Origin of the sequence: Pseudomonas sp. 10B238 (assembly GCF_000970615.1) — a bacterium.
Classification (GTDB): Bacteria; Pseudomonadota; Gammaproteobacteria; order Pseudomonadales; family Pseudomonadaceae; genus Stutzerimonas.
Genome location: NZ_KQ033927.1, coordinates 73,346 through 96,762 on the forward strand (window position 1 = coordinate 73,346; position 23,417 = coordinate 96,762).

The window sequence follows — 23,417 nt, forward strand, 5'->3', positions numbered from 1 at the left end:
CATCCGCAACGAGGTAGAGAAAGGCTTTTCCATTCCTGAAATCGTCATCCATGAGTGAGAGGAGGTTGTTTTATGAGTGCCACCTTCCATGAGGATGTAAGCAGCAACGTACTTCTTAGGATGAAGGAGGGCGGTTTCGACTTTGCCCGCGTCCATCCGATCGAGTTCTACGCTGTGTTTCCCGATCGTGAACGTGCCTGCGCGGCCGCCAGCAATTTCCGCGGCGAATGCGTCAATACCCAGATAGCGCCCCGCGACGATGGGGCCTGGGACCTGCAGGTCAGCAAAGTGATGTATGCCACCTTCGATGGTATCGGTGACTTCGAACAGGATCTGGAGGACCTGGTCGAGCCGCTGGGTGGTGTGCTCGATGGTTGGGGCGTGACCCAGGAACTTTCTGGCTGCGCTGTCTGATTGCCATTGCTTTCAAGCAAAGACTAGTCCGCTTTGCAGTGCCTGGTCCCAGGGTGGGATCGGGCCAAAGCGGCTCTTTAAAAACTCCAGCAGCAAACGGCTCCTAGAATCCGCTTCCCGTGTCAGGCGCAACGCATAGATCCCGCTATGTTCTGGTTCCGGCAGTGTGCGCTCACAGAACAAGGGCAGCAGATCGCCCCGCAGTAGCTGGTCGCTGATCAGCCAGGTCGGTAGGTGGGCGATGCCCAGTCCCGCCAGAGTGGCGGTAAGCAAGGCTTCCGCATTATTCGCGACCATCCGCAGCCGCTTCGGCTTCAACAGCTTTCGTTTGCCCTCATGTTCGAATCGCCATGCATGGGGTGGAGCCAGAGCGTCCCAGTCCACCCCATCGTGCTCCGGCAGTTCTGCGACTGTTTGCGGTACGCCTCGGCGTTTCAGGTAGGCAGGGCTGGCGCACGCGATGCGCATCATCGGGGCCAGCGGCGTTGCAACGAGGCGCGTATCGGCCAGCGGCCCGATACGTAGCACCAGATCGACATCACCGAGATGCTCGCCTTGCATATCGATAAAGCTGTCGATCAGGCGCAGCTGGATATCGACCCCCGGGTAGGCCAAAAGAAAATCAGCCAATGCGGGCGCTAAATGTCTGCGTCCGAAGGGTGCGGGCGCATCGATACGGATACGGCCTTCCGGTGCGCTTTGCAGTGAAGTCATCTCGGCCCGTGCGAGGTTTAATTCCTGAACGATGCGTCTGGCGCGTTCGGCAAATGCATGACCGGCAGCTGTGGGCTTGACTGCATGGCTGCTTCGGCTGACCAGCTGGCAACCCAGCGAACGCTCCAAAGCGTCTATGCGTCGTGCAACGGATGAGGGCGCGAGTGCGCGCAGGCGACCCGCCGCTGAGAAGCTGCCGGTATCGATGACATCGATAAAAAGCTTGAACTGATCGGTAAGCGCGTTGGTGTCCATGGTTCGCTTTGCTTTGCAGATTACGCAAAACCATTGTGCATGCTTGTGCATATCCCTACCAGAGACCGCTGAGTAGCATTGCAGCTTTCGCGGGAGGCGTTATGGACCTGGTCGGATTCGTGTTGAATGTGGCGCTGGGTTTGGCGCTGGGAACGCTGGGTGGCCTGTTTGGTATCGGCGGCGGGTTGATCGCGATTCCGGTACTGGGGGTGATGTTCGATCTGGACCAGCAGGTCGCTCAGGGCACAGCACTGGTCATGGTTGTGCCCAATGTGCTGCTTGCAATCTGGCGCTACCACCAACGCAACCGAATCGATCTGCGCCACGCGGCAGCATTGGGCATCGCCAGCTTCTGCTTCGCCATCGCCGGTGCAGCAGTTGCCGTATCGCTCGACGCTGGGCGCATGCGTATCGCTTTTGTCGGTTTTCTCGTCGCTTTGGCTGTCTACACCTTGTCGCGTGTGTTCTTCCGGCCACCGTCCGGTGGGACCGAGTTGCGCCATCCTTGGCCGTGGTTAGGCGTGCTGGGTGCTGGCGCGGGTGCGCTGGGCGGCTTGTTTGGCGTAGGTGGCGCAGTGCTTGCCACCCCGGTGCTCACGGCAGTGTTCGGTACCTCGCAGGTCGTGGCGCAGGGCCTATCGTTGTCGCTGGCGGCACCGAGTACCGCTGTTACGCTGGCTACTTATGCCACACATGACCAGGTGAACTGGATGCTTGGTTTGCCGCTTGCCATAGGGGGGCTATTGAGCATAAGCCTCGGCGTGAAGTTGGCGCACGCGCTACCGGAGCGGCTATTGCGCCTTTTGTTCAGCGGGTTTCTGCTGTTGAGTGCCGTCTTGCTGGCCTTCGAAGTCTGAACAGCCCGCACCGAGCCAGCCCTAGGCTGCCACTGGTCTCGCTCGGCGTATTTCACGTCGTGCACTGCGCACCAGTCGTATAGTCAGCAGGATCGCGGCGCAGCTCAGGCCCGCAATCAAGCCCTGCCAGAGCCCTGCCGGCCCGCTGGGTTCACCGAATCTGTCGGTCAGGCCGAGCACATAGCCCACCGGCAGGCCGATCCCCCAGTAGGCGAAAAGCGTGAAGATCATCGTCATGCGGGTGTCCTGGTAGCCGCGCAGCGCGCCTGCCGCCGTTACTTGCACCACGTCCGAAAACTGGAACAGTGCAGCGTAGAAGAACAGGCTGGCGGCCACTGCAATCACAGCCGGATCCGGTGTGTAGATACGTGCGATCTGCTCGCTGAACAACAGCATGCTACCCGCCGAAAAGCAGGCATAGACCAGACTCGATATGACGCCCAAGCCGGCAACGAAGCGTGCATCCCGTGGTGCACCTCGTCCCAGGGCCTGACCGATGCGGATGGTGATGGCCATGCCCAGCGAAAGCGGAATCATGAAAATCAGCGACGTAAAATTGAGCGCGATCTGGTGTCCGGCGACCACGGTCGCCCCGAGGCCACCGATCAACAGGGCGATGACCGAAAAGATGCTGGCTTCGGCAAACACCGCAACCCCGATCGGAACGCCCACCGAAAGCAGGCGGCTCAGCACCGACCATTTCGGCCAATCGAAATGGGTAAACAGCTGGCTTGGTTGGTAGTAATCAGCGCGGCGTACCCAGAACAGCATTGCCAGTAGCATGAAAGCCATGACCAGCGCGGTAGCCCAGCCACAGCCGACCCCGCCCATGGCTGGCAGGCCCAGCTTGCCGTAGATGAAAATGTAATTCAGCGGAATGTTAAGCATCAGCGCGAGAATGCCCACCACCATGCTGGGCCGGGTATGGCCGAGCCCATCGCTGTAACAACGCAGCACTTGATACAGCGCCACTGCGGGAAAGCCGCAGGCAACCGCTCGTAAATAGGCCATCGTCGGGTCGATCAGTGCCGGTTCGACTTCCATCAGATGCAGCACGGGCTCGGCGTTCCACATCAGCAGGGCGAACAGCGATCCTACACCGAGTCCCATCCACAAGGCCTGGCGTACCAGCGGTCCAATTCGTTCGTGTTGGTCACGGCCAAAGTATTGAGCAACATTGGGCGTGGTCGCCAGGATGACGCCCGTCACGAGAAGGAAAACCGGCACCCAGATGGAATTCCCTAGCGCCACCGCTGCGAGGTCTGCCGGGCTGACGCGGCCGGCCATCAAGGTGTCGACAAAGCCCATGGCGGTGTTCGCCAGTTGAGCAATCATCATAGGCAGGGCGAGGGCGAAGAGGGTGCGCAGTTCAACGCGAACCCGTCTGAGTCTCAGCTCAGTGGGCATTGCAGATTATCCGGATTGTATACAGAAGCCGCCTAGTCTACGCCGCGAGTCGCACGCACGGGAAGGCGGCAGAGCACCCCGGCACGGTCTAGAATGGGAAATCAATAACGGAGCCCCACAATGCGCATCCTTGCCGATGAAAACATTCCTCTGGTTGACGCTTTCTTCGCTGAGTTCGGCGAGATACGCCGTATGCCTGGGAGAAGTATCAACCGGGCTGCGCTCGAGCAGGCCGACGTGCTTTTGGTTCGATCTGTCACCCGGGTCGATCGCGAGTTGCTCGAGGGGAGCGCTGTGCGTTTCGTGGGCACCTGTACGATCGGAACCGACCACCTCGACATTGATTACTTCGAGGAGGCGGGGGTCAGTTGGGCTAGTGCACCGGGCTGCAACGCTCGCGGCGTCGTTGATTACGTGCTCGGCAGCCTTCTGGCCTTGGCCGAAGGTGAGGGCGCCGAGTTGGAAGGTCGCCGCTATGGCGTGATCGGCGCCGGGGAAGTGGGCGGCAGGCTGGTAGAGGTTCTGCGCGGGCTGGGTTGGGACGTACGTGTCTGCGATCCGCCGCGCCAGGCACGTGAAGTGGGCGAGTTCGTCACCCTGGATGAAATACTCACTGAGTGCGATGTCATCAGCGTGCACACGCCGTTAACGCTGGACGGCGAACATTCGACGTTTCACTTGTTGGATCAGTCTCGCCTGGAGCAGCTGCGTCCAGGCGCCTGGCTGATCAATGCCGCCCGTGGCGCGGTTGTCGACAATGCCGCCTTGCGCGAACAGCTGGCCAGGCGGACAGACATCCAGGCGGTGCTCGATGTCTGGGAAGGAGAACCTCAGGTCGATGTCGAATTGGCCGAGCTGTGTTGGATCGCAACCCCCCATATCGCCGGATATAGCCTGGATGGAAAGTTGCGCGGAACGGAGCAGATCTATCTGGCGTTTTGCGCGAGCAGAGGTTTGGAGCCAACGGTTGAACTGGCGGAGCTAATGCCGCCAGCGCCGCTGCGAGGGCTGGCCTTCGATGCTTCGACTAAGCCTAGCGACTTATTGGAGATAACGTGTCGGGCCGTGTATGACCCGCGACGTGACGACGCTGCATTTCGTCGCAACCTGGGCAATGACGAGGCCCAGCGCCGGGTCGGCTTCGACCAGTTGCGAAAGCAATACCCACCCCGTCGGGAAATAGACAGCTTGCAGATCGAAATCACCGGCGGCCAGCCGCAGCTGGAACAGATCGTGCGAGCTCTGGGCGCAACTGTTAGGCGCTGACCGGGCGTTTGCAATAACAAGCTGCATCCGCCATGCAGGCGTCAGGCTGGATGCAATTTGCAGCCTGCTCCGCTAGCATTACCTGTCTTCTGCTTTATCCCGCGATGGTGTTATGAGTTATCAGGTACTAGCCCGTAAATGGCGTCCGCGCTCGTTCCGCGAAATGGTCGGCCAAACGCACGTGCTCAAGGCTCTGATCAACGCACTGGACAGCCAGCGCCTGCACCATGCCTATCTGTTCACAGGTACGCGTGGGGTTGGCAAGACCACCATCGCGCGGATTATCGCGAAATGCCTCAATTGCGAGACGGGTATCAGCTCCATGCCTTGCGGGGAGTGCTCGGTCTGCCGCGAAATCGACGAAGGGCGTTTCGTCGACCTGATTGAGGTGGACGCCGCGAGCCGCACCAAGGTTGAAGACACTCGAGAGTTGCTGGATAACGTGCAGTACGCGCCTAGTCGTGGGCGCTACAAGGTTTATCTGATCGACGAGGTGCACATGCTCTCGTCGCACTCGTTCAACGCATTGCTTAAAACGCTTGAAGAGCCACCGCCCCACGTCAAGTTTCTGCTAGCCACGACGGACCCGCAAAAGCTGCCGGTGACTATCCTGTCGCGCTGCCTGCAGTTCTCTCTGAAAAACATGCCGCCCGAACGCGTAGTGGAGCATCTGACCCACGTGCTTGGCGTCGAGCAGGTCCCGTTCGAGGAAGATGCGCTCTGGTTGCTCGGCCGTGCCGCGGATGGATCGATGCGCGATGCGATGAGCCTGACCGACCAGGCGATCGCGTTTGGGGAGGGCAAGGTGCTCGCGGCCGACGTCCGCAGCATGCTGGGCACCCTTGATCACGGGCAGGTCTATGGCGTGCTGCAGGCGTTGCTTGAAGGCGATGCCAGGGCGCTGCTGGAAGCGGTTCGTCACCTGGCCGAGCAAGGCCCTGATTGGGCCGGCGTACTCGCGGAAATGCTCAACGTCTTGCACCGTGTGGCTGTCGCCCAGGCGTTGCCGGACGCGGTAGATAATGGTCAGGGCGACCGTGACCGAGTGCTTGCACTGGCGCAGGCATTGCCGGCCGAGGACGTACAGTTCTATTACCAGATGGGTCTGATTGGCCGGCGCGATCTGCCGTTGGCACCCGATCCGCGAAGCGGCTTCGAGATGGTCATGCTGCGCATGCTTGCGTTCCGACCTGCTGACAGTGATAACGCACCGCGAACACCGTTAAAGACATTGGGAGTCAGTCCGGCCACGACTGATTCCAGTTCAACCAACGTGGCCGGTACTGCGGCATCGGCCGCGCCGGATCATGAGCTGGCTGCAAAGCCCGTAGCGCTAGTGCCGGCCGCTGCGGTCAGCTCTTCGGTGCCGCCGCGGCCGAACCCTTTACCTGCGCCCGCACCAACAGCCCCAGCTCATGTCCAAGTTCCCGAGCCGTCGGCCGCTGCCGTGGAGGTCACGCCGGCTCCGACGCCTCAACCTGTGGCGTCGGAGCCGGTACCTTCGGTGGTCGACGTGCCGTGGAATGAGCCGCCGGCATCGTCACCGGTTGCGGTGGAAAGTGAGGCGGTAGAGCAACGGACCGCTTCGATTGAAACCGCTGAACATTTCGCTGCGGTCGTCGAGGTGAGCGAGCCTGACGATGAAGAACCCCCGTTGACTGACGAGGATTACTTCGAGGTCGAAACGCAGGCTGAAGCCTACCTGGACGGGCTGGATGATCCAGCGTCGGAGCAGCAGTCTGTAGAACCTGCTCCTGCGGTCGAGCCGGCGACCGGACTGGCGGCCGAGTGGCAGGATATTTATCTGAAACTCGGGTTGGCAGGCCTGACCGGTAGTATCGCGGCCAATTGCACTTTGATTTCCGTTGAAGGTGATCGCTGGTTGATGCACCTGGACCCGGCGCAGAGTGCACTGTTCAATACGACTCAACATCGACGTCTGAACGATGCGCTGAATCAGTACCATGGGCGCACCTTGCAGCTGGACATCGAGTTGCAGACCCCGCAGCAGGAAACTCCGGCCCAGGCCGCGGCCCGCCGACGGAGCGAGCGTCAACGGGCCGCTGAGCAGTCGATTCAAACCGATCCCGTGGTGCAACAGCTGATGCAACAGTTCGCCGCCGTCATTCGCGACGGTACCATCGAACCCGTAGAACATTCCGAACCCTGATCCGAGGTAGACCCCATGATGAAAGGTGGCATGGCCGGCCTGATGAAACAGGCGCAGCAGATGCAAGAAAAGATGCAGAAAATGCAGGAAGAGTTGGCCAACGCCGAGGTGACCGGCCAGTCCGGCGCCGGCCTTGTGAGCGTTGTGATGAACGGTCGACACGACGTCAAACGCGTCAGCCTGGACGACAGCCTCATGCAGGAGGACAAGGAAATTCTAGAAGACCTGATCGCCGCGGCAGTGAACGATGCCGTGCGCAAGATCGAGCAGAACAGCAAAGAAAAGATGTCCGGCATGACCGACGGAATGCAGTTGCCGCCCGGCTTCAAGATGCCATTCTGATGGCTTCCGAGTGCCGTTCTAGGCACTCAGCCAGCGCGGCCGATCGGCGCCGTGAATGAGTTATTAGCGTCGTTCACGGCACGGTCTCTAGTACCGCTTCAAATTACAGCCCACTGCTCCTCAACCTGGTGACCCATGTCTTTCAGCCCGCTTATTCGCCAACTCATTGACGCATTGCGCATTCTCCCTGGCGTAGGGCAAAAAACGGCTCAGCGCATGGCATTGCAGATGCTTGAGCGCGACCGCAGCGGCGGGCTGAGGTTGGCTCAGGCGCTTGCACGTGCGATGGAGGAGGTGGGCTACTGCCGCCAGTGCCGCACATTGAGTGAGGAAGAGCTCTGCCCGCAGTGCGCTGATCCGCGACGGGACGATGCCTTGCTGTGCATCGTGCAAAGTCCTGTCGATGTGTTCGCAGTGGAGCAGACCGGCTTTCGTGGCCGCTATTTCGTACTCAAGGGGCATCTTTCCCCGCTCGATGGTCTAGGCCCAGAGGCAATAGGCATCCCCGAACTGCTCGGACGAGTGGCGGAGGGCAATTTCAGCGAGGCGATATTAGCCACCAACCCCACCGTTGAAGGCGAGGCTACTGCGCATTACATTGCTCAGCTTTTGATACCCAAAGGGTTGACCCTCAGCCGCATCGCGCACGGTGTGCCGCTTGGCGGTGAGCTTGATCTCGTCGATGGGGGCACGCTTGCACATGCGCTGGCCGGCCGGAAGACGATCACCCTCTGACTTGTTGGCAATCTGGGCCGAAAGTCATGCTGGCGGCAACCTTCTGCTTTATAACTTCTAGTTTACCGGTTATCGCCCCTAGGTAGTGCCTAGCAAGCCGGACTTCATGTAAAGTTCTAAGCCACAATCCGCTAATAACCAAATGAATATACATTTGCTCGCTTGGTTATATGCATGGCGCTGCCTATCTACTTGAGGTCGATAATGAAGGCAAAACACTGGTTGGTTCCCGCACTGCTGTTGCTGAGCGCTTTTGCGCAGGCCCAGGAAAAATTCAAAGTCGGATATATCCGGGTGATGGATGATGCCCAGGCGATGGTTGCCTACGAGGGCGGCTTCTACAAAAAGCACGGCCTGGACGTCGAGCTGGTTGAGTTCAGTTCCGGTACCGATCTGATCAAGGCCATTATTGGCGGCCAGTTGGACACCGGTGTTCTTGGGTTCACCAACGCGGTGGCGTGGGCGTCGAAGGGCGCTGATCTGAAGGTGGTCGGCGGCGCCCAGCAGGGCTATCACTCTATCGTGGCCCGAGAAGGAACGGGCATTGAGACGATCGCTGACCTGAAAGGGAAGATTCTGGCGTCGCAGAAAGAAGGCAGTACTGCCGATGCGGTATTGCGCGGCGTCACCTTGAAGGCTGCGGGGTTGGCACCTAGCGATGTCAACATCATGGGTACTAGCCCGGCCGTTGCGGTCCAGTCCCTCGTCTCAGGTCGCACCGATGCGGCATTTCTCTTCGAGCCCTATGATCGGATCGCCCAGCTAGTGGCACCCGTCAAACAGATCTACGAGATCGGCGAGGTTTGGCCATTTCCCTGCATGGTGGTGATTACCGCTGGGGAAACCCTGGAAAAGCGCAAGGAGGCGGTCTGGCAGTCGTTGGACGCCCAGCGTGACGCGATTGAGTTGTTAGAGAATCAGCCGGCAGAAGCGGCCAAATTGATTGCTGATTATTTTATCGCCGAGCCGACGTTGAAGACGCTTAATCGCGGTGAGCTGCCCCGTGAGGTCGTGATCGAAGAAGCCATCGCAACCCAGACCTTCGGCGCCAAGCTTGGCACTGATGATTTGGCGCGTATTCAGGAACTGGCCGATATTCTTCAGGAGCTCGGCTCGCTCAAGACTCGCGATGGCAAGCCATTCGATACCAGCGCCATTCTCGACTTGTCCTGGCAAGAAGCACGCGAGCTGTAAACCGCTGCAGATTGTTCCACACTGCCCGGCCACCGTGCCGGGCAGTGTCATTCCGCCCGCTGATCGGGCAGTTCTTGAGGTCTTCAAAGCGATATGCAACTCAGGTTTGAAGAAGTAGATAAGCGTTTTGGCCAGCTAGAAGTCATCAAGGGCTTCAGCGGCGAGTTCGCCCAGGGTGAGCTGGTCGCCCTCGTTGGGCCTTCTGGTTGTGGGAAATCAACCTTACTGCACCTGGTTGCCGGACTTGAAGAGCCAACCGCAGGGCGCGTGCTCGCCGATGGCGAGAAGATTCCTGGCCCAAGCCCTCGCCGTACGCTGGTTTTCCAAGAGCATGCGCTGTATCCCTGGCTTTCGTTACAGGCCAATGTGGCCATGGCGCTTGAGCTTCAAGGAGTCGCCAAGGCTGATGCGTTCGATCAGGCAAAGGTCTGGCTCGCTCGGGTCAGCCTGGATGGCTTCGAACACTACTACCCGCATCAGGTGTCCGGCGGCATGCGTCAGCGCACGGCACTGGCTCGCGCGTTTATTGCCAAGCCGGAAGTGTTGCTACTCGATGAGCCTTTCGGTGCGCTTGATGCGCTTACACGCATGGCGTTGCAGGACGTTCTGCGAGAGCTGATCGACGAGCATCAGCCTACTGTATTGCTGGTCACCCATGACGTTGATGAAGCGTTGTATCTGGCGGATCACGTGTTGGTGTTCAGCGCCCGCCCAGCCAAAGTGCTGAAAACATTCAACTTCATCCATTGCGAGAAGAGCCACGATCTTTCCGAGTTCGCCGCTGAGCGGCGCGAGATCCTTCGGTTGTTAGGCATTAAGACGGAGGTAGGACACTGATGAGTCAGGGACGTCGTCTGACCGGTCCGAAGAAGTACCTCGCCGTGGTGTTGGCGATTCTGTTCATTCTGCTGATCTGGCAAATCGCTGCATGGAGCCTTCCTGCGTTCTTGATGCCCGGCATTCCCGTTGTGTTCGAAAGGCTGCTGACCACGGTTTACGAGCCAGATTTTCGCGAAGGGCTTTACGGCAGCATGAGTCGGTTGGGGAGTGGTTATAGCTTCGCCATGCTTTTTGGTATCGGCTTTGGGTTGCTGGGGGGCGTACTGTTCTTCTTTCGCGAGATCCTGCGTTCGGCCATCGTCATACTGCAGTCAATACCATCGATCGCCTGGGTACCGCTGTTCTTGATCGTGATGGGCTTCGGCAACCTGCCGATCATCGTCGTGGTCGCACTTGCGGCGTTCTTCCCGATGGCGTTGTCCGTCATGAATGCCACCGAAAGCGTGCAGCCGGTCCAGGTTGCCGCGGCTCGGGTAATGGGCGCATCGCGTTGGCAACTGGTGCGACGTGTTTATCTACCGGCCGTGATGCCCGAGCTGATCACAGGCGCGCAGCTGGCCTTCGGCAATGCCTGGCGGGCACTGATCTCGGCGGAAATGCTGATCGGCTTCGGCCAGGGGCTGGGACGCTCGCTTGCGTACTCCGGGGAAATTGCCGACATGGCCGGGGTGATGATGAATATTCTGGTCATCGCCATTCTCGCGACATTGATCGATCAGGTTGTCCTGGAGAAATTCAAGCAACGGATGCTGCGCTACCAGTACGTCTGAGAGGGCACCGTGAAGATACGCCTGTTATGGCTCATGCTCATGCTGGTGGTGCCGGTTGGCACCCAGGCTGGAGTCATCGAAGCTGCCCCGGTTGATGCTTACCGCCCGCTCAAGGCGGCGGAAGCCGAGTCGGTCAGGGAAGGGTTCGAGGCCGCTTGGCTTGTGCGTTTGGGCGAAGCCTTGGGCAGCGAGGTTGCCCTGATCGATGCCTCCGTAGGAGGCTACCTTCGCTTCGGTAAGCTGGATTCTGGTGCGGCTTACTATTCCAGTGAAATCGCGGCGCTGGCGGGAAACGAAGCAGGGCCTGCCGATTGGCCTGATCTTGCCGGCGAGCCTTTTTGCGTGACAGAAGAAAGCCCCCACACAGACCTGGTGGTGTCCCGCTTTGGCGGTGTCGCACGAACCTACCCCAGCGTGGCCCAAGCGCTAATCGGACTGAAACTCGGAGAATGTCAGGCGGTAGTGGGAGACAGGGTGTTGCTCCAGCAGATTGCGGAACTACCCGAATGGCGTCGCTTTGATCGATTGCTGCCAAAGCTAGAGAACAAACCTCTGACATTGCGAATCGAGGCAGCTGATACAGCGCTGCAGAAGCGAATCGAACAGTTCACCGCCAGCAAGCAAGGGGAGGGGGCGTTGGCCGAGGTTACGCAACACTGGATCGAGGAGGTTGCCTTTCAAGCCTACGTGCTAGCCGACACGCTTGATTGCCACTGAGGCCTGCATCAGGCTTAGGAGTCACTTGGCCTCGATTAGCTGTGGCAAGAACTGAAGCAGCCCGTCCAGTTTCAAAGGCGCTCGGATATGCCCCCGCAGGGTCCCATTCGGGCCGACAATGGCCAGGTTGCTACTATGGCTGACGTTGTAGTCGCCTTCCATGCTCGTTGCTGCAACGAAAGGAAGCCCTAGTGCTTTAGACATTTTCTGCAGCTCTGGGATTTCGCCTGTCAGTCCTTTGAAATTTGCCCGGTAGTAACCCAGGTAGGTACGCAGTGCTTCGGGCGTATCGCGCGCAGGATCAGCGCTGATCAAAACCACCTGCACCTGTTCACGTACGTCAGGCGGTAGCTGGCCGAGTAGGCGGCGCATGTCGCTCAAGGTTGTAGGGCAGACGTCTGGGCAGGCCGTGAAACCGAAAAACAACAGATACCAGTGGTCGCGTAGCTCGTCGGTTGTAACAGTCTGTCCCTGCTCGTCTATGAGTTCGACATCAGGCAATTGCCGCTCGCGCGGAAGGATCAGCAGGTTGGCCTCTTCCAGCATGGCTTCGCGGTCGACCGCAAGCGAAGATGAGCAGAACGCCAGCAAGCCGAGCAGCGCTGCGCAGCGTATCGCAGAGCTCCTTCTGCGGGTCAAGACTAGCGCTCGTTCAGCTCGAATGCAGTCAAGGTGAACGTGGGAATGCCCATGTCCTGCAATTTGCGAGACCCCCCGAGCTCCGGCAGGTCAATGATCGCTGCGGCTTCGTGGATCTGAGCGCCCATGCGGCGGACCAGCTGAGCAGCGGCGACCAGTGTGCCGCCCGTGGCGATCAGGTCATCCAACAGCAAAACCGAATCCCCTTCGCAGAGGCTGTCGGCGTGCACTTCAAGGTAGGCATCGCCATACTCGGTGCGATAGGACGCCGCCAGTACGTCGGCAGGGAGCTTGCCCTTTTTGCGGAACAGAATTAATGGCCGGTTCAGCTCGTAGGCAATGATCGAACCGATGATAAAGCCGCGGGCATCCAGCGCACCGACATGGCTAAAATCACTTTCGACGTAGCGCTGGATCAGGCTGTCCGCCACCATGCGGAGAGCTTTCGGCGACTGCAACAGCGGCGTGATGTCACGGAACACTACGCCAGGCTTGGGGAAGTCCGGGACCGGTCTAATCAGGGTTTTGATGGCGAATTCATCAAAGATCATACGAGCTCCGTTAGGCGTCCATGTTTCCGCCCGCCAGGGCGCACAACCGGATGGAATCAAGAATTCGGACTTCCTTGCCTTCCGCTTCCAACAGGCCACTCGCCTGGCAGCGGGTAAATACGCGTGAAACCGTCTCTACCGCGAGACCGAGGTAGTTGCCTATTTCGTTGCGTGACATGGGCAGGCGGAACTGATTGGCGGAAAAGCCGCGTGCACTGAACCGGGCCGACAGATTGATCAGAAAGGTCGCGATGCGTTCGTCAGCTGTCTTCTTCGACAGCAGCATCATCATCTGCTGATCATCGCGAATCTCGCGGCTCATGATGCGCATTAGCTGGCGGCGCAGCTGCGGCAACAGCACGCTAAGCTCATCGAGGCGTTCGAAGGGGATTTCGCACACCGAAGTGGTTTCAAGGGCTTGTGCGGATACCGGGTAAGTTTCGGTGTCCATGCCGGACAGTCCAACCAGCTCGCTCGGCAGGTGGAAACCGGTGATCTGCTCCTCGCCGGCATCCGTGACACTGAAGGTGCGTAGGGCACCGGCGCGGATGGCAAACACGGAACTGAACGCGTCACCCTGACGAAACAGTGTTTCGCCTTTCTTCAGGGGGCGTCCGCGCTTGACGATTTCGTCCAGCGATTCCATGTCCTGCATATTCAACGAAAGCGGCAGGCAGAGGCCAGAGAGGCTGCAATCCTTGCAATTAGCCTGCGGCTGCTTGCGGACCTTGATGGGCTCGGACATTGCGGGATCCTGATAAACCTTACGGTGCGCAAGACTAACTCACGCAGGCACCTTAGGCCAATCGGTACAAGGGTCGCAGTGCGGTCGTCGGCTCGGGTCGTTTTACTCACATAGCATGGGAAAGCCGCGAGGCAGGGCGGGGCGGCAAGCAGTGGTCGAACTGCATGCACACGGCATGCGCAAGCAGCCGTCCGGCCGGCAGAATGGTCATCGCGTCCGCATTCAGTTGGATCAGCCCGTCGGCAGCCATTTGCTCCAGGGCTGGCCAGGTTTGCTCGAAATAGCTCTTGAAGCTGACGCCGAAGATGCTTTCAATCTCGTCGAAACGCAGCTCGAAATCACAGAATAACGCCTGGATCGTGTAGCGCCGGATCTGGTCGTCTTCATTGCATCGCAGGCCACGGATAGTGGCGAGCTGACCTTGTCCCAGCGACTGCTGGTAGAGAGTAATGTCGCTGTTGTTCTGGCAGTACAAATCGCCGACCTGGCTGATCGCTGAAACACCCAGGCCGACCAGATCGCAATGCCCATGAGTTGTATAGCCATGGAAACTACGTTGAAGTGCCCCATCCTCCTGGGCCATTGCGAGCTCATCGTCAGGCAGGGCGAAAAGATCCATACCGATATAGCGATAGCCGGCACGAGTCAGCTGCTCCACGCTGTGTTGCAGCATCGTCAGCTTGTCCGGCTGGGTTGGTAGCTCTGCGGGGTTGATTTTTCTCTGGGCCATGTACCGTTCGGGTAGATGCGCATAGCTGGCAACTGACACACGCTCCGGCTGCAGGGCAATCACGGCGGCCATCGCGTGAGCAAACCGCTCGGGCGTTTGCAGTGGTAAACCGTAGGTTAAATCGATCTGTATTGAACGGAACTGCAGGGTTCGGGCTGCCTCGATAACCGTCTGTGTCTGTTTCAACGTCTGCGTGCGGTTGATGGCTCGCTGCACGTCAGGGTCAAGATCCTGCAGGCCGATATTGATGCGATTGAATCCAAGCTCCCGCAATAGCCCCATCGTTGGCCAGTCCGCTGCGCGTGGATCGATATCGATGCTGAAATCGCCGTGATCGTCGTTTTGCAGATTGAAGTGCTTACGCAAATGACTCATCAATCTGCGCAGCTCGGCATGGCCGAGAAAGGTCGGCGTGCCACCGCCGAAATGCAGTTGCTCGACAACCTGTTCCGGGCTGAGGTGGCAGCCGATCAGCTCGATTTCCTTTTCCAGCCGCGTAAGGTACGGCAATGCCCGCCCACGATCTTTGGCGATGACTTTGTTGCGCTGGCAGTGATAGCAGATGTCCGCACAGAATGGCAGGTGGACGTACAGTGACAGCGGCCTGGCCGCCTGGCGGCTGCTGCGCAGTGCATGCAATAGGTCGAATGAGCCCAGTTTGCAGTTGAACTGAAGGGGCGTCGGATAAGCGGTATAGCGCGGCCCGTCCTGATCGTAACGATGAATCAGGTCGGCATCCCAGCGAATGGCGTCGAGCATCATACGGTCTCGGGTTGACTGCGGTGGCCGGATTCTAGGGCGGGTGTCGCTGCTTAGACTTGACCTGTATCAAGCGAGTCCAGACCCTGCTGCGGCGCCCGAGACCGACGGTACGCAGAAGGAGATTTATTCGCTGAATTATGGTCGGATTAGCTACGGTCGTTCCCAACCTTATCAACTGCAAGGAGAAACCTATGCATCGTCGTCAGCAAGAAATCGCTGCTGCGCTTAACGTTTGCGCCCCTTTCGATGGGGCAGCAGCAATACAGGCCGAGATTGATCGGCGAGTCGCCTTCATCCAGCAATGTCTGCGCGAGTCCGGTCTCAAGACCCTGGTGTTGGGAATCAGCGGGGGTGTCGATTCGACCACCGCCGGGTTGCTCGCGCAGCGTGCAGTCGAAGGGATGCGCGAAGCGGGCGAGGGTGATGACTACCGATTCATTGCTGTCCGGCTGCCTTATCAAGTTCAGCATGACGAAGACGAAGCGCAGCTTGCTGTCGATTCGATCAAGCCGGATGAGTGCCATACGGTCAACATCGGAGCCGCCGTGCAAGGCTTGACGCGAGCTACCGAGGCGCTTGATGACTTGACTCCGGAAAAGCGCGACTTCGTGATTGGCAATACCAAGGCGCGGATGCGCATGGTGGCTCAGTACACCATTGCCAACGCGCGACAAGGACTGGTTATCGGGACCGATCATGCGGCAGAAGCAGTGATGGGATTTTTCACCAAGTTTGGCGATGGGGCTTGCGACCTGACGCCGCTGGCCGGTTTGGTCAAGCATCAGGTCCGTGAGCTGGCGGCTGCATTGGGTGCACCTGAACAGCTGGTAAAAAAAGTCCCCACTGCCGATCTCGAAGAGCTTTCACCCGGCAAGCCGGACGAAGATGCTCATGGGGTGAGCTATCAAAATATCGATGCCTTTCTGCAAGGCCGAGCAGTACCTGACGAGGCGGCTCGGATCATCATCGACACCTACGATAAGTCGGCGCACAAGCGCCAGCTACCGAAAGAGCCCTGAGCGAAATGCAGGCGTGAACGGAAGCCGGCGTTTCGGTGGGCTCTCTTGGGTCAGTGGCGTTTCACTGATGAACGTGCGAGGGCGCTTGCTGCAGGGACGCATCACCAACATGGCCATGGCCCATCAGCCATTGCTGATGAGGGCCTGGAAGCGTCCAAAGGCCAAAAAGAATCACGGTGACACCGCCGAGCATTCGCACGCCGCGTTTACGAAGCGCTGCGGTAAGTCGCTCGGCAGCCAGGCCGGTTGCCAGAAGCACGGGCCAGGTACCGATGCCGAATGCCAGCATCAATAGGGCGCTGTCCATCGCATCGCCCTGGCTCGCCGCCCATAGCAATGTGCTGTAGACAAGTCCGCACGGCAGCCAACCCCAAAGAGCGCCGAGCAGCAACGCTCGTGGAACACTCTTAACTGGCATCAGCCGACTGGCAAATGGTTGGATATGGCGCCAAAGGCCTCGTCCAATCGCTTCGACACGGGTCAGGCCCGACCACCAGCCGGCTAGATACAAGCCCATACTGATCAGCAGCAGGGCGGCTAGAATCCGCAATGCCATCGCGGCAGGGCTGTTGGCCACGGCCCAACCAGCCAGTCCGATCAGCAGACCGGCAAAAGCGTAGCTCAGTACTCTCCCCAGATTATAAGCCACGAGCAGGCGCAGTCGTTTGCCGCGCTGCTCAGCAGGGATAGCCATGGTCAGGGCACCCATCAAACCACCACACATACCTAAACAGTGGCCTCCACCAAGCAGGCCGAGCACCAGAGCCGATATCAGCAGTGGCAACAACTCATTCACGATCGGGATTCCCTTCGTCGCGACCCTTGTCTGCCTGCTCAATGCCTGCCCGGTGCTTAGGGTCCTCCTCGTCGAAAAGGATGCTGTGGGCCGGGCCGTCCAGGTCATCGTATTGGCCGCTGTCGACGGCCCAGAAAAAGACCCAAATGGCCAACGCGACCAGAACCACGGCGACGGGGATCAAAATGTAAAGTGCGGCCAAAAAATGCCTCCAGTAACGGTGGGTCAAGGCAAGCCCGAGTAGGCGCGTTACCTATCGTACGCCAGTCAGGGCAGACTGTCGGGGCGTCGCTGACTCGGCAGTCGGCTCAGCCGCAACGCGTTCAGCACCACCAGCAGCGAACTGGCAGACATGCCCAGTGCCGCCCACAGCGGTGTTACCCAGCCGATAGCCGCGAATGGCAAGATCAAACCGTTGTACAGGCTCGCCCAGGTCAGATTTTCGATGATGATGTGGCGGCTGCGACGCGCCACGCTGAATGCCTGCACTAGGCTGTCGAGACGGTTGCTAAGCAGGACAGCGTCAGCGCTTGTTTTGGCAAGATCGGTCGCTGAACCCATGGCCACGCTGATGTCGGCTGCCGCGAGGACCGGTGCATCATTAACGCCATCGCCGAGCATCAGCACGCGATGACCTTTGGCTTGCAGTCGCTGCAGGTGAGTTAGCTTGTCGGTTGGGGTCATGCCGCCGTGTGCATCTTCGATGCCGAGCCGCTGAGCGATTTCGCCTACCATCGGTGAACTGTCGCCGGACAACAGAACCGTTTTCCAGCCACGGGACTTGCACGCTTGGAGCAGAGCTGGCGCGTCATCACGCAAGCGGTCGTTGAGCACCAGCCACGCCAGAGGCCCCTGAGTGTCGCCCAACAGCAACCATTGGCCCTCTTTGCTGGGAATCTCGGGCGCTGCGCCGGCATAGCCAGCCGCTACGAAATCGGGCTGACCGATACGTAGCGTACGTTCCCCGACCGAACCTTGCAGACCCAGGCCGGGAACGCTGTTTACGGCTTCGGCTGCTAGGGGCGCTCGGCCGAACGCCCGGGCAATTGGGTGCTCGGAGCGGTTTTCCAGGGCAGCGGCCAACTCCAGACAGGCGTTGGCATCCAGCTCAGCCAGTGGCCGCACCTCACTCAGGGTCAGGCGACCTTCGGTCAAGGTTCCGGTCTTGTCGAAAATCACCGTGTCGATGTGCGTGAGGCCTTCCAGCACATGCCCCCGGGTGAGCAACAAGCCAAGCTTGTGCAGCGTGCCAGTGGCGGTGGTCAAGGCGGTCGGTGTCGCCAGCGACAAGGCACAGGGACAGGTGGCTACCAGCAAGGCAAGAACGATCCAGAACGCGCGTTGTGGGTCGATCTGCCACCACACGATACCAACCACAGCGGCGGTCAGCAGTACGATCACCAGAAACCACTGCGAAACCCGGTCGGCCAGCTCGGCCAGGCGCGGTTTGTCCGACTGGGCGCGTTCCAGTAGGCCGACAATCGCGGAAAGCCGAGTATTGTCGCCGAGCGCCTGCACCTCGACGGTCAGGGCGCCTTCGACGTTGAGGGTTCCCGCAGTGACGGCATCGCCAACCATTCGAGCCTGCGGCAGATACTCGCCAGTGAGGACCGACTCATCGACGCTCGATTGTCCACTGAGGATACGACCATCGGCCGGGATTAGCGCGCCGGGTTGCACCAGCACTCGATCGCCGAGTTGCAACTCTCGAAGCAGAATCCGTGCAGTTTGGCCATTGTCGGCCAATTTCAGGCAAGAAGCCGGCAGCAGGTTTACCAGCTGTGCGGTCGCCGCGGCGGTGCGTTCCCGCGCGCGGCGCTCGAGAAAGCGTCCGGCCAGAAGAAACAGGGCGAACATGCCCACCGCATCGAAATACAGCTCGCCCTGACCGGTGACCGTCGACCAGATACCGGCGACATAGGCGCCACCAATTGCCAGCGAAACAGAAACGTCCATGGTTAGATGGCGGGTGCGTAGATCACGCAGTGCACCTTTGAAGAAATCGGTGCAGCAATAGAAGACGATCGGCGTGGTCAGCAGCAAAGCGGTCCAGCGAAGAATGCTGTCCATGCCTGGCGAGAGGTCGATGTTGAATTCGGGCCAAGTAGCCATGGTCGCCATCATCACCTGCATCCAAAGCAACCCGGCTACGCCCAGTTGGCGCATGCTGCGACGGTTGTCCTGGGCAAGCCGCTCCGCCGCCTGGTCCGCTTGATAGGGATGAGCGGCATACCCGATACGGCGAAGCTCGGCGAGCAATTCGCTGAGCGGCAAGGCGGCGTCATCCCAGCGCACACGCAGGCGATGGTTGGAGAGATTCAAGCTGGCTTCGGAAATCCCGTCGAGCCGGCGCAGGTGTTTTTCGATTAACCAACCGCAAGCGGCGCAGCTGATGCCTTCGATCATCAGTGAGGCGTCGGCCAGCTCACCTTCATGGCGGACGAATGGCGCTTGCACGTCCTTGCGATCGTACAGCTCCAGCTCTTCGCTAAGCGCTTGCGGCAGGGTATCTGGATTGATAGATGCATCGCTGCGATGCGAGTAGTAGCTTTCCAGGCCGCCCTTGACGATCGCCTCTGCGACCGCCTGGCAGCCAGGACAGCATAGCGCCCGCTGCTCGTTCAGCACGCGGGCGTGATATGCACTGCCAGCAGGTACTGGCAGCCCGCAGTGGTAGCAGGGAATGGGGCTTGCCATCGTTCGGTCAGTAGCTCAGATCAATCGTCTGACCGCTCGCGATTTCGTCTTCCTCGAACAGTCGCCAATCCTGGTCGCCCTCTCGGCCGAGCAGCTCAACGAAACGCCTGCCGGTGACTGGCTCCTGCATCTGTCCCTGATAGAAGCCATCGCCCTGAGGCTGGAGAACGATACGACGGTCGCGTTCTGGCTGCGTAGGGGAAAGCAGGTTGAGTATTACCTGTTGCGGGCGGCTCGCACCGCTCAGTTGGAGCTCGGCGAGTCCACGTTCGTCGTTGAGGTTGAGTTGCGCCTGCATTTGCAGGCGCTCAGCGAGCTTCTCGCGTTCCAGTGACTGGTTTATACCCTTGCCAGCATCGTAATAGTTGTCGGAGACCAACGTATCGGCATTGCGGATCGCAATGGTCAGCATTGAGGTGCCGAGGATGACCGACATCAACAGAATGCCGATCACGAACCAGGCCCAGAACTGCTTATACCAACGTGTGCTTTCGTGCTCGGAATTGCTCATGAACTACCTGTTTAGCGGATGCTTGGGCCAATGAAGCGGCTTTCCGCTTCATCTTCAATAGAGGAATCATCCACCGACCTGATGTGGAAGACGACTTCGTTAGTGCTCGATGGTAGCTGCTCCGGTGCCATTGACAGCTCCACTGGAACGGTAACCAGCTCGCCTGCCTCAGCACGAATCTCGTTGCGCCCCTCGTATTTCAAGCCTTCCAGGCCAACGGCTTCAATGATGAAGGTCTGCTCGGTTTGAGCCTTGTTCATTACCTTGAGCGTATAAACGTTCTCGATCCGTCCTTGCTCATTCTCTCGATAGAGCACGCGATCCTTTAGGACGTCGAGCTTGACCAGTGCGCGATCCGAGACCGCATAGGCGAACACGCCCATCATTGCTGTCAGCGCCATGGCATAACCGATCAGCCGCGGCCGCACCAGATGGGTCTTCTGTCCGGACAGATTGTGCTCGGTGGTATAGCTGATCAGGCCACGCGGGTAATTCATCTTGTCCATGATGGTGTCGCATGCATCGATACACGCTGCGCACCCAATGCATTCAATCTGCAGGCCGTCGCGGATGTCGATGCCGGTAGGGCAGACCTGCACACACATGGTGCAATCGATGCAATCTCCGAGGCCCATCGCTTTGTAGTCGGCGTCCTTTTTCCGCGGGCCACGACGCTCGCCGCGACGTGGGTCGTAAGAGACGATTAGGGTGTCCTTGTCGAACATCACACTCTGGAAACGAGCGTACGGGCACATATAGATACAGACCTGCTCGCGCAGATAGCCGGCATTACCGTAGGTGGCGAGGGTGAAGAAGCCGACCCAGAACAACGCCCAGCCGCCCACCTGTAGCGTCACAAGATCAGGCACCAAATCCCTGATCGGGGTGAAATAGCCGACAAAGGTAATGCCGATCGCCAGGGAAACCGCCAACCAAATCGAATGCTTGGCCGCTTTACGCAAGAATTTGTCGGCGCTCATGGGAGCTTTGTCGAGCTTCATGCGCTGGTTCCGGTCGCCCTCGGTAACCTTCTCTGCCCACATGAAGACCCAGGTAAACACGCTTTGGGGGCAGGTATAGCCACACCAGACGCGCCCGGCGAAAACAGTGATGAAGAACAGGCCGAATGCGCAGATGATCAGCAGTGCCGATAGCAGGATGAAGTCCTGCGGCCAGAAGGTCGCGCCGAAGATGTAGAACTTGCGCTCTGGCAAGTCCCACCAAACCGCCTGCCGACCGTTCCAGGTCAGCCACACGGTGCCAAAGTAGAGTACGAACAGCAGTGCCCCACCGACGAGTCGCAAGTTGCGAAACAGGCCGCTGAAGGCTCGGGTGTAGATCTTTTCGCGCGCTGCGTAGAGGTCGCCCGATGCTTCGGACTTGGAGGGAGGTGTTACGTTGCGAACGGGGATCTGCTCAGTCATCTAGTGCGTACCACGGCGGAGGGTGAGTGTCCCGGTCGATACATGCCGACCGGGATCTTTTGCTTACCTGCTGCTGCGAATGGTACGCCTCGTCAGTCGAAGCAAGGTGCGACCTTGGGTCGCGCCTGGACCGATTGGATCAGTCCTCCGACTCTTGCGAGAGGCTATACACATACGCTGCCAGCAGATGCACCTTGTCGTTGCCAAGAATGTGTTCCTGGGCTGGCATCCGGCCATTCCGACCGTAGCGCAAGGTCTGCTGAATCTGTCCGAAGCTCGAGCCGTAAAGCCAGACGTTGTCGGTCAGATTAGGCGCGCCCATGGCCTGAGTGCCTTTGCCTGCAGGACCATGACAAGCTACACAATTGGCTGCGAAGATTTTTTGACCCTGCTCAATGTCGACGTTGATACCCTCGGGGGTATCGCGACCGGACAGGCTGCGAACGTAACCGGTTACATTGCGGATGCCATCTTCGCCGATCACGTCACGCCATGCAGGCATGGCTGCCTGCCGTCCGCCCATGATCGTGGTCTTGATGGTTTCAGGCGCGCCGCCCCACAGCCAGTCGCCGTCGGTCAGGTTGGGGAAGCCGTAGGCACCCTTGGCATCTGAACCATGGCAGACGGAGCAGTTGGAAGCGAACAGGCGGCCACCCATTTTCAGGGCTTGCGGATCCTGAGCGACTTGCTCTACGGGCATCGCCGCGAACTTCGCATAAAGCGGACCGTACTGCTCGTCCGCCTTGTCCATTTCGCGCTGCCATTCCTTCACTTGGGTCCAGCCGCCCTCGTAGCCGGGCAGCACGCCCTTCCAGTTGCCCAGCCCCGGATACAGTGCCAAGTAACCCAGAGCGAAGATCACCGTGGCAACGAACAGCAGGAACCACCAGCGCGGGAGTGGGTTGTCGTACTCCTCGATTCCATCGTAGGAATGGCCGACGGTTTCTTCGGTGCTGTCGTGGCGTTGTCCCTTGCGAGTTGCGAGCAGCAGCCAGACCAGTGCGGCAATGGTCCCCAAGCTCAGCAGGGTGATGTACCAACTCCAAAACGAGGTCATTTATTTCTTACTCCTGGAAGCTTCTTCATCACGCTTGTTGGCGTCGGGCTCGTCCGCGAAGGGCAGGTTGGCCGCTTCGTCGAAGCTTTTCTTGCGCTTGCTGCTATAAGCCCAAAGGATGATGGCTATCATTGCGACGAAAACGAGAATTGTGCCCAGGCCGCGAAGAGTCCCGATATCCATGGTGCGTTACCGTTTGTTGGTGAGTGCAGTGCCGAGCACTTGCAGGTAGGCGACGAGGGCATCCATTTCGGATTTGCCTTTGACCGCTTCTTTAGCGTCGGCGATGTCTTCTTCGGTGTAAGGCACGCCAACGCTGCGCAGTGCAACCATTTTGTCGGCGGTGTATTTGCCGTCGAGGGCGTGCTCGACCAGCCAGGGGTACGAAGGCATCTTCGATTCCGGCACTACGTTGCGTGGGTTGTAGAGGTGCGCACGATGCCAGTCATCGGAGTAGCGACCGCCGACACGCGCCAGGTCCGGACCGGTGCGCTTGGAGCCCCACAAGAACGGGTGGTCGTAGACACTTTCACCGGCTACCGAGTAATGACCGTAGCGCTCGGTTTCAGCGCGGAACGGACGAACCATCTGCGAATGACAGCCAACGCAGCCTTCGCGGATATAGATGTCGCGACCCTCGAGCTGCAACGCTGTGTAGGGTTTCATTCCTTCCACGGGCTCGTTGACCACGTCCTGAAAGAACAGCGGAACGATCTGGGTCAGACCACCGATGCTTACTGCCAGGACCATGAACAGGGTCAGTAGACCGATGTTCTTTTCGAGTATTTCGTGATTCTTCATTTAT

25 protein-coding genes are annotated in these 23,417 nt (G+C 59.2%); 11 read left to right on the forward strand and 14 right to left on the reverse strand.

Annotated elements, in window-relative coordinates:
• The first annotated feature begins 72 nt into the window (after positions 1-72).
• Entirely contained in the window at positions 73-414 is a 342-nt protein-coding gene (locus RT21_RS00345) for a ribonuclease E inhibitor RraB (RefSeq protein ID WP_045427804.1), read from the forward strand.
• A 12-nt stretch (positions 415-426) separates the two neighbouring features.
• Here the strand turns inward: RT21_RS00345 and RT21_RS00350 are convergent, their stop codons facing one another.
• Positions 427-1,383 (reverse strand): LysR family transcriptional regulator, encoded by a 957-nt coding sequence (locus RT21_RS00350; protein ID WP_046161146.1) that lies wholly within the window; start codon positions 1,381-1,383, stop codon positions 427-429.
• Between the two features lie 101 nt (positions 1,384-1,484).
• Here RT21_RS00350 and RT21_RS00355 point away from each other — a divergent pair, with 101 nt between their 5' ends.
• Positions 1,485-2,240, forward strand: a complete 756-nt coding sequence (locus RT21_RS00355) for a sulfite exporter TauE/SafE family protein (RefSeq protein ID WP_046161147.1) — start codon at positions 1,485-1,487, stop codon at positions 2,238-2,240.
• A 21-nt stretch (positions 2,241-2,261) separates the two neighbouring features.
• On the opposite strand, the gene RT21_RS00360 is transcribed toward RT21_RS00355, so the two are convergent.
• On the reverse strand, positions 2,262-3,647 hold the full coding sequence (locus RT21_RS00360) for an MATE family efflux transporter (RefSeq protein ID WP_045427798.1): 1,386 nt from the start codon (positions 3,645-3,647) through the stop codon (positions 2,262-2,264).
• A 120-nt stretch (positions 3,648-3,767) separates the two neighbouring features.
• Between RT21_RS00360 and pdxB the strand changes: the two genes are divergently transcribed.
• The 8 genes from pdxB (at position 3,768) to RT21_RS00400 (ending at position 11,681) form a co-directional block, all read left to right on the forward strand.
• Positions 3,768-4,913: a 4-phosphoerythronate dehydrogenase PdxB gene (gene pdxB, locus RT21_RS00365; protein WP_046161148.1), complete on the forward strand. Its 1,146-nt coding sequence runs from the start codon at positions 3,768-3,770 to the stop codon at positions 4,911-4,913.
• A gap of 112 nt (positions 4,914-5,025) precedes the next feature.
• A complete protein-coding gene (dnaX, locus tag RT21_RS00370) occupies positions 5,026-7,083 on the forward strand; it encodes a DNA polymerase III subunit gamma/tau (protein WP_046161149.1) in 2,058 nt (685 codons plus the stop codon).
• A 15-nt stretch (positions 7,084-7,098) separates the two neighbouring features.
• The gene (locus tag RT21_RS00375; protein ID WP_019339308.1) at positions 7,099-7,425 is read left to right on the forward strand and encodes a YbaB/EbfC family nucleoid-associated protein; all 327 of its coding nucleotides are present in this window, start codon (positions 7,099-7,101) and stop codon (positions 7,423-7,425) included.
• 135 nt (positions 7,426-7,560) lie between these two features.
• Positions 7,561-8,160 carry a recombination mediator RecR gene (gene recR / locus RT21_RS00380; protein WP_046161150.1) on the forward strand — a complete coding sequence of 200 codons (600 nt, stop codon included), beginning with the start codon at positions 7,561-7,563 and terminating at the stop codon, positions 8,158-8,160.
• A 204-nt stretch (positions 8,161-8,364) separates the two neighbouring features.
• On the forward strand, positions 8,365-9,354 hold the full coding sequence (locus RT21_RS00385; RefSeq protein ID WP_046161151.1) for an ABC transporter substrate-binding protein: 990 nt from the start codon (positions 8,365-8,367) through the stop codon (positions 9,352-9,354).
• Positions 9,355-9,447: 93 nt separating this feature from the next.
• Complete coding sequence (locus tag RT21_RS00390) at positions 9,448-10,191, forward strand: ABC transporter ATP-binding protein (RefSeq protein ID WP_045427782.1); 744 nt, start codon at positions 9,448-9,450, stop codon at positions 10,189-10,191.
• Entirely contained in the window at positions 10,191-10,964 is a 774-nt protein-coding gene (locus RT21_RS00395) for an ABC transporter permease (protein ID WP_045427779.1), read from the forward strand. The genes RT21_RS00390 and RT21_RS00395 overlap by 1 nt, the downstream gene beginning before the upstream one ends.
• Before the next feature lie 9 nt (positions 10,965-10,973).
• The gene (locus tag RT21_RS00400) at positions 10,974-11,681 is read left to right on the forward strand and encodes a type 2 periplasmic-binding domain-containing protein (RefSeq protein ID WP_101153228.1); all 708 of its coding nucleotides are present in this window, start codon (positions 10,974-10,976) and stop codon (positions 11,679-11,681) included.
• Positions 11,682-11,702: 21 nt separating this feature from the next.
• Here RT21_RS00400 and RT21_RS00405 read toward each other — a convergent pair whose 3' ends face one another.
• The 4 genes from RT21_RS00405 to hemN form a co-directional block, all read right to left on the reverse strand.
• Positions 11,703-12,320, reverse strand: coding sequence for an SCO family protein (locus RT21_RS00405; RefSeq protein WP_046161153.1), 618 nt, complete (start codon positions 12,318-12,320; stop codon positions 11,703-11,705).
• Positions 12,321-12,322: 2 nt separating this feature from the next.
• The gene (locus RT21_RS00410) at positions 12,323-12,871 is read right to left on the reverse strand and encodes an adenine phosphoribosyltransferase (protein WP_045427773.1); all 549 of its coding nucleotides are present in this window, start codon (positions 12,869-12,871) and stop codon (positions 12,323-12,325) included.
• 10 nt (positions 12,872-12,881) lie between these two features.
• Positions 12,882-13,616 (reverse strand): fumarate/nitrate reduction transcriptional regulator Fnr, encoded by a 735-nt coding sequence (gene fnr / locus RT21_RS00415; RefSeq protein WP_045427770.1) that lies wholly within the window; start codon positions 13,614-13,616, stop codon positions 12,882-12,884.
• A 106-nt stretch (positions 13,617-13,722) separates the two neighbouring features.
• On the reverse strand, positions 13,723-15,105 hold the full coding sequence (gene hemN / locus RT21_RS00420) for an oxygen-independent coproporphyrinogen III oxidase (protein ID WP_046161428.1): 1,383 nt from the start codon (positions 15,103-15,105) through the stop codon (positions 13,723-13,725).
• 194 nt (positions 15,106-15,299) lie between these two features.
• On the opposite strand from hemN, the gene nadE reads away from it, so the two are divergent.
• The gene (gene nadE / locus RT21_RS00425) at positions 15,300-16,127 is read left to right on the forward strand and encodes an ammonia-dependent NAD(+) synthetase (protein ID WP_046161154.1); all 828 of its coding nucleotides are present in this window, start codon (positions 15,300-15,302) and stop codon (positions 16,125-16,127) included.
• A 61-nt stretch (positions 16,128-16,188) separates the two neighbouring features.
• Here the strand turns inward: nadE and RT21_RS00430 are convergent, their stop codons facing one another.
• From RT21_RS00430 to ccoO, 8 genes are all read right to left on the reverse strand, one after another.
• Positions 16,189-16,923: a sulfite exporter TauE/SafE family protein gene (locus tag RT21_RS00430; RefSeq protein WP_046161155.1), complete on the reverse strand. Its 735-nt coding sequence runs from the start codon at positions 16,921-16,923 to the stop codon at positions 16,189-16,191.
• Positions 16,916-17,125 carry a cbb3-type cytochrome oxidase assembly protein CcoS gene (ccoS, locus tag RT21_RS00435; RefSeq protein WP_045427761.1) on the reverse strand — a complete coding sequence of 70 codons (210 nt, stop codon included), beginning with the start codon at positions 17,123-17,125 and terminating at the stop codon, positions 16,916-16,918. The genes RT21_RS00430 and ccoS overlap by 8 nt, the downstream gene beginning before the upstream one ends.
• Positions 17,126-17,190: 65 nt before the next feature.
• Positions 17,191-19,620 (reverse strand): heavy metal translocating P-type ATPase, encoded by a 2,430-nt coding sequence (locus RT21_RS00440; RefSeq protein WP_046161156.1) that lies wholly within the window; start codon positions 19,618-19,620, stop codon positions 17,191-17,193.
• 7 nt (positions 19,621-19,627) lie between these two features.
• Positions 19,628-20,131, reverse strand: a complete 504-nt coding sequence (locus RT21_RS00445; protein ID WP_046161157.1) for a FixH family protein — start codon at positions 20,129-20,131, stop codon at positions 19,628-19,630.
• Between the two features lie 11 nt (positions 20,132-20,142).
• Complete coding sequence (gene ccoG / locus RT21_RS00450; RefSeq protein WP_046161158.1) at positions 20,143-21,555, reverse strand: cytochrome c oxidase accessory protein CcoG; 1,413 nt, start codon at positions 21,553-21,555, stop codon at positions 20,143-20,145.
• Between the two features lie 139 nt (positions 21,556-21,694).
• Positions 21,695-22,612 (reverse strand): cytochrome-c oxidase, cbb3-type subunit III, encoded by a 918-nt coding sequence (ccoP, locus tag RT21_RS00455; protein ID WP_045427752.1) that lies wholly within the window; start codon positions 22,610-22,612, stop codon positions 21,695-21,697.
• On the reverse strand, positions 22,613-22,795 hold the full coding sequence (locus RT21_RS00460; protein ID WP_045427751.1) for a CcoQ/FixQ family Cbb3-type cytochrome c oxidase assembly chaperone: 183 nt from the start codon (positions 22,793-22,795) through the stop codon (positions 22,613-22,615).
• A 6-nt stretch (positions 22,796-22,801) separates the two neighbouring features.
• Complete coding sequence (gene ccoO, locus RT21_RS00465; RefSeq protein ID WP_046161159.1) at positions 22,802-23,413, reverse strand: cytochrome-c oxidase, cbb3-type subunit II; 612 nt, start codon at positions 23,411-23,413, stop codon at positions 22,802-22,804.
• Between the last annotated feature and the right edge of the window lie 4 nt (positions 23,414-23,417).

Coding starts and splice junctions, on each gene's coding strand:
- RT21_RS00345 (WP_045427804.1), top strand. CDS start 73: ATGAGTGCCACCTTCCATGAGGATGTAAGCAGCAACGTACTTCTTAGG.
- RT21_RS00350 (WP_046161146.1), bottom strand. CDS start 1,383: ATGGACACCAACGCGCTTACCGATCAGTTCAAGCTTTTTATCGATGTC.
- RT21_RS00355 (WP_046161147.1), top strand. CDS start 1,485: ATGGACCTGGTCGGATTCGTGTTGAATGTGGCGCTGGGTTTGGCGCTG.
- RT21_RS00360 (WP_045427798.1), bottom strand. CDS start 3,647: ATGCCCACTGAGCTGAGACTCAGACGGGTTCGCGTTGAACTGCGCACC.
- pdxB (WP_046161148.1), top strand. CDS start 3,768: ATGCGCATCCTTGCCGATGAAAACATTCCTCTGGTTGACGCTTTCTTC.
- dnaX (WP_046161149.1), top strand. CDS start 5,026: ATGAGTTATCAGGTACTAGCCCGTAAATGGCGTCCGCGCTCGTTCCGC.
- RT21_RS00375 (WP_019339308.1), top strand. CDS start 7,099: ATGATGAAAGGTGGCATGGCCGGCCTGATGAAACAGGCGCAGCAGATG.
- recR (WP_046161150.1), top strand. CDS start 7,561: ATGTCTTTCAGCCCGCTTATTCGCCAACTCATTGACGCATTGCGCATT.
- RT21_RS00385 (WP_046161151.1), top strand. CDS start 8,365: ATGAAGGCAAAACACTGGTTGGTTCCCGCACTGCTGTTGCTGAGCGCT.
- RT21_RS00390 (WP_045427782.1), top strand. CDS start 9,448: ATGCAACTCAGGTTTGAAGAAGTAGATAAGCGTTTTGGCCAGCTAGAA.
- RT21_RS00395 (WP_045427779.1), top strand. CDS start 10,191: ATGAGTCAGGGACGTCGTCTGACCGGTCCGAAGAAGTACCTCGCCGTG.
- RT21_RS00410 (WP_045427773.1), bottom strand. CDS start 12,871: ATGATCTTTGATGAATTCGCCATCAAAACCCTGATTAGACCGGTCCCG.
- fnr (WP_045427770.1), bottom strand. CDS start 13,616: ATGTCCGAGCCCATCAAGGTCCGCAAGCAGCCGCAGGCTAATTGCAAG.
- hemN (WP_046161428.1), bottom strand. CDS start 15,105: ATGCTCGACGCCATTCGCTGGGATGCCGACCTGATTCATCGTTACGAT.
- nadE (WP_046161154.1), top strand. CDS start 15,300: ATGCATCGTCGTCAGCAAGAAATCGCTGCTGCGCTTAACGTTTGCGCC.
- RT21_RS00440 (WP_046161156.1), bottom strand. CDS start 19,620: ATGGCAAGCCCCATTCCCTGCTACCACTGCGGGCTGCCAGTACCTGCT.
- RT21_RS00445 (WP_046161157.1), bottom strand. CDS start 20,131: ATGAGCAATTCCGAGCACGAAAGCACACGTTGGTATAAGCAGTTCTGG.
- ccoG (WP_046161158.1), bottom strand. CDS start 21,555: ATGACTGAGCAGATCCCCGTTCGCAACGTAACACCTCCCTCCAAGTCC.
- ccoP (WP_045427752.1), bottom strand. CDS start 22,612: ATGACCTCGTTTTGGAGTTGGTACATCACCCTGCTGAGCTTGGGGACC.
- RT21_RS00460 (WP_045427751.1), bottom strand. CDS start 22,795: ATGGATATCGGGACTCTTCGCGGCCTGGGCACAATTCTCGTTTTCGTC.
- ccoO (WP_046161159.1), bottom strand. CDS start 23,413: ATGAAGAATCACGAAATACTCGAAAAGAACATCGGTCTACTGACCCTG.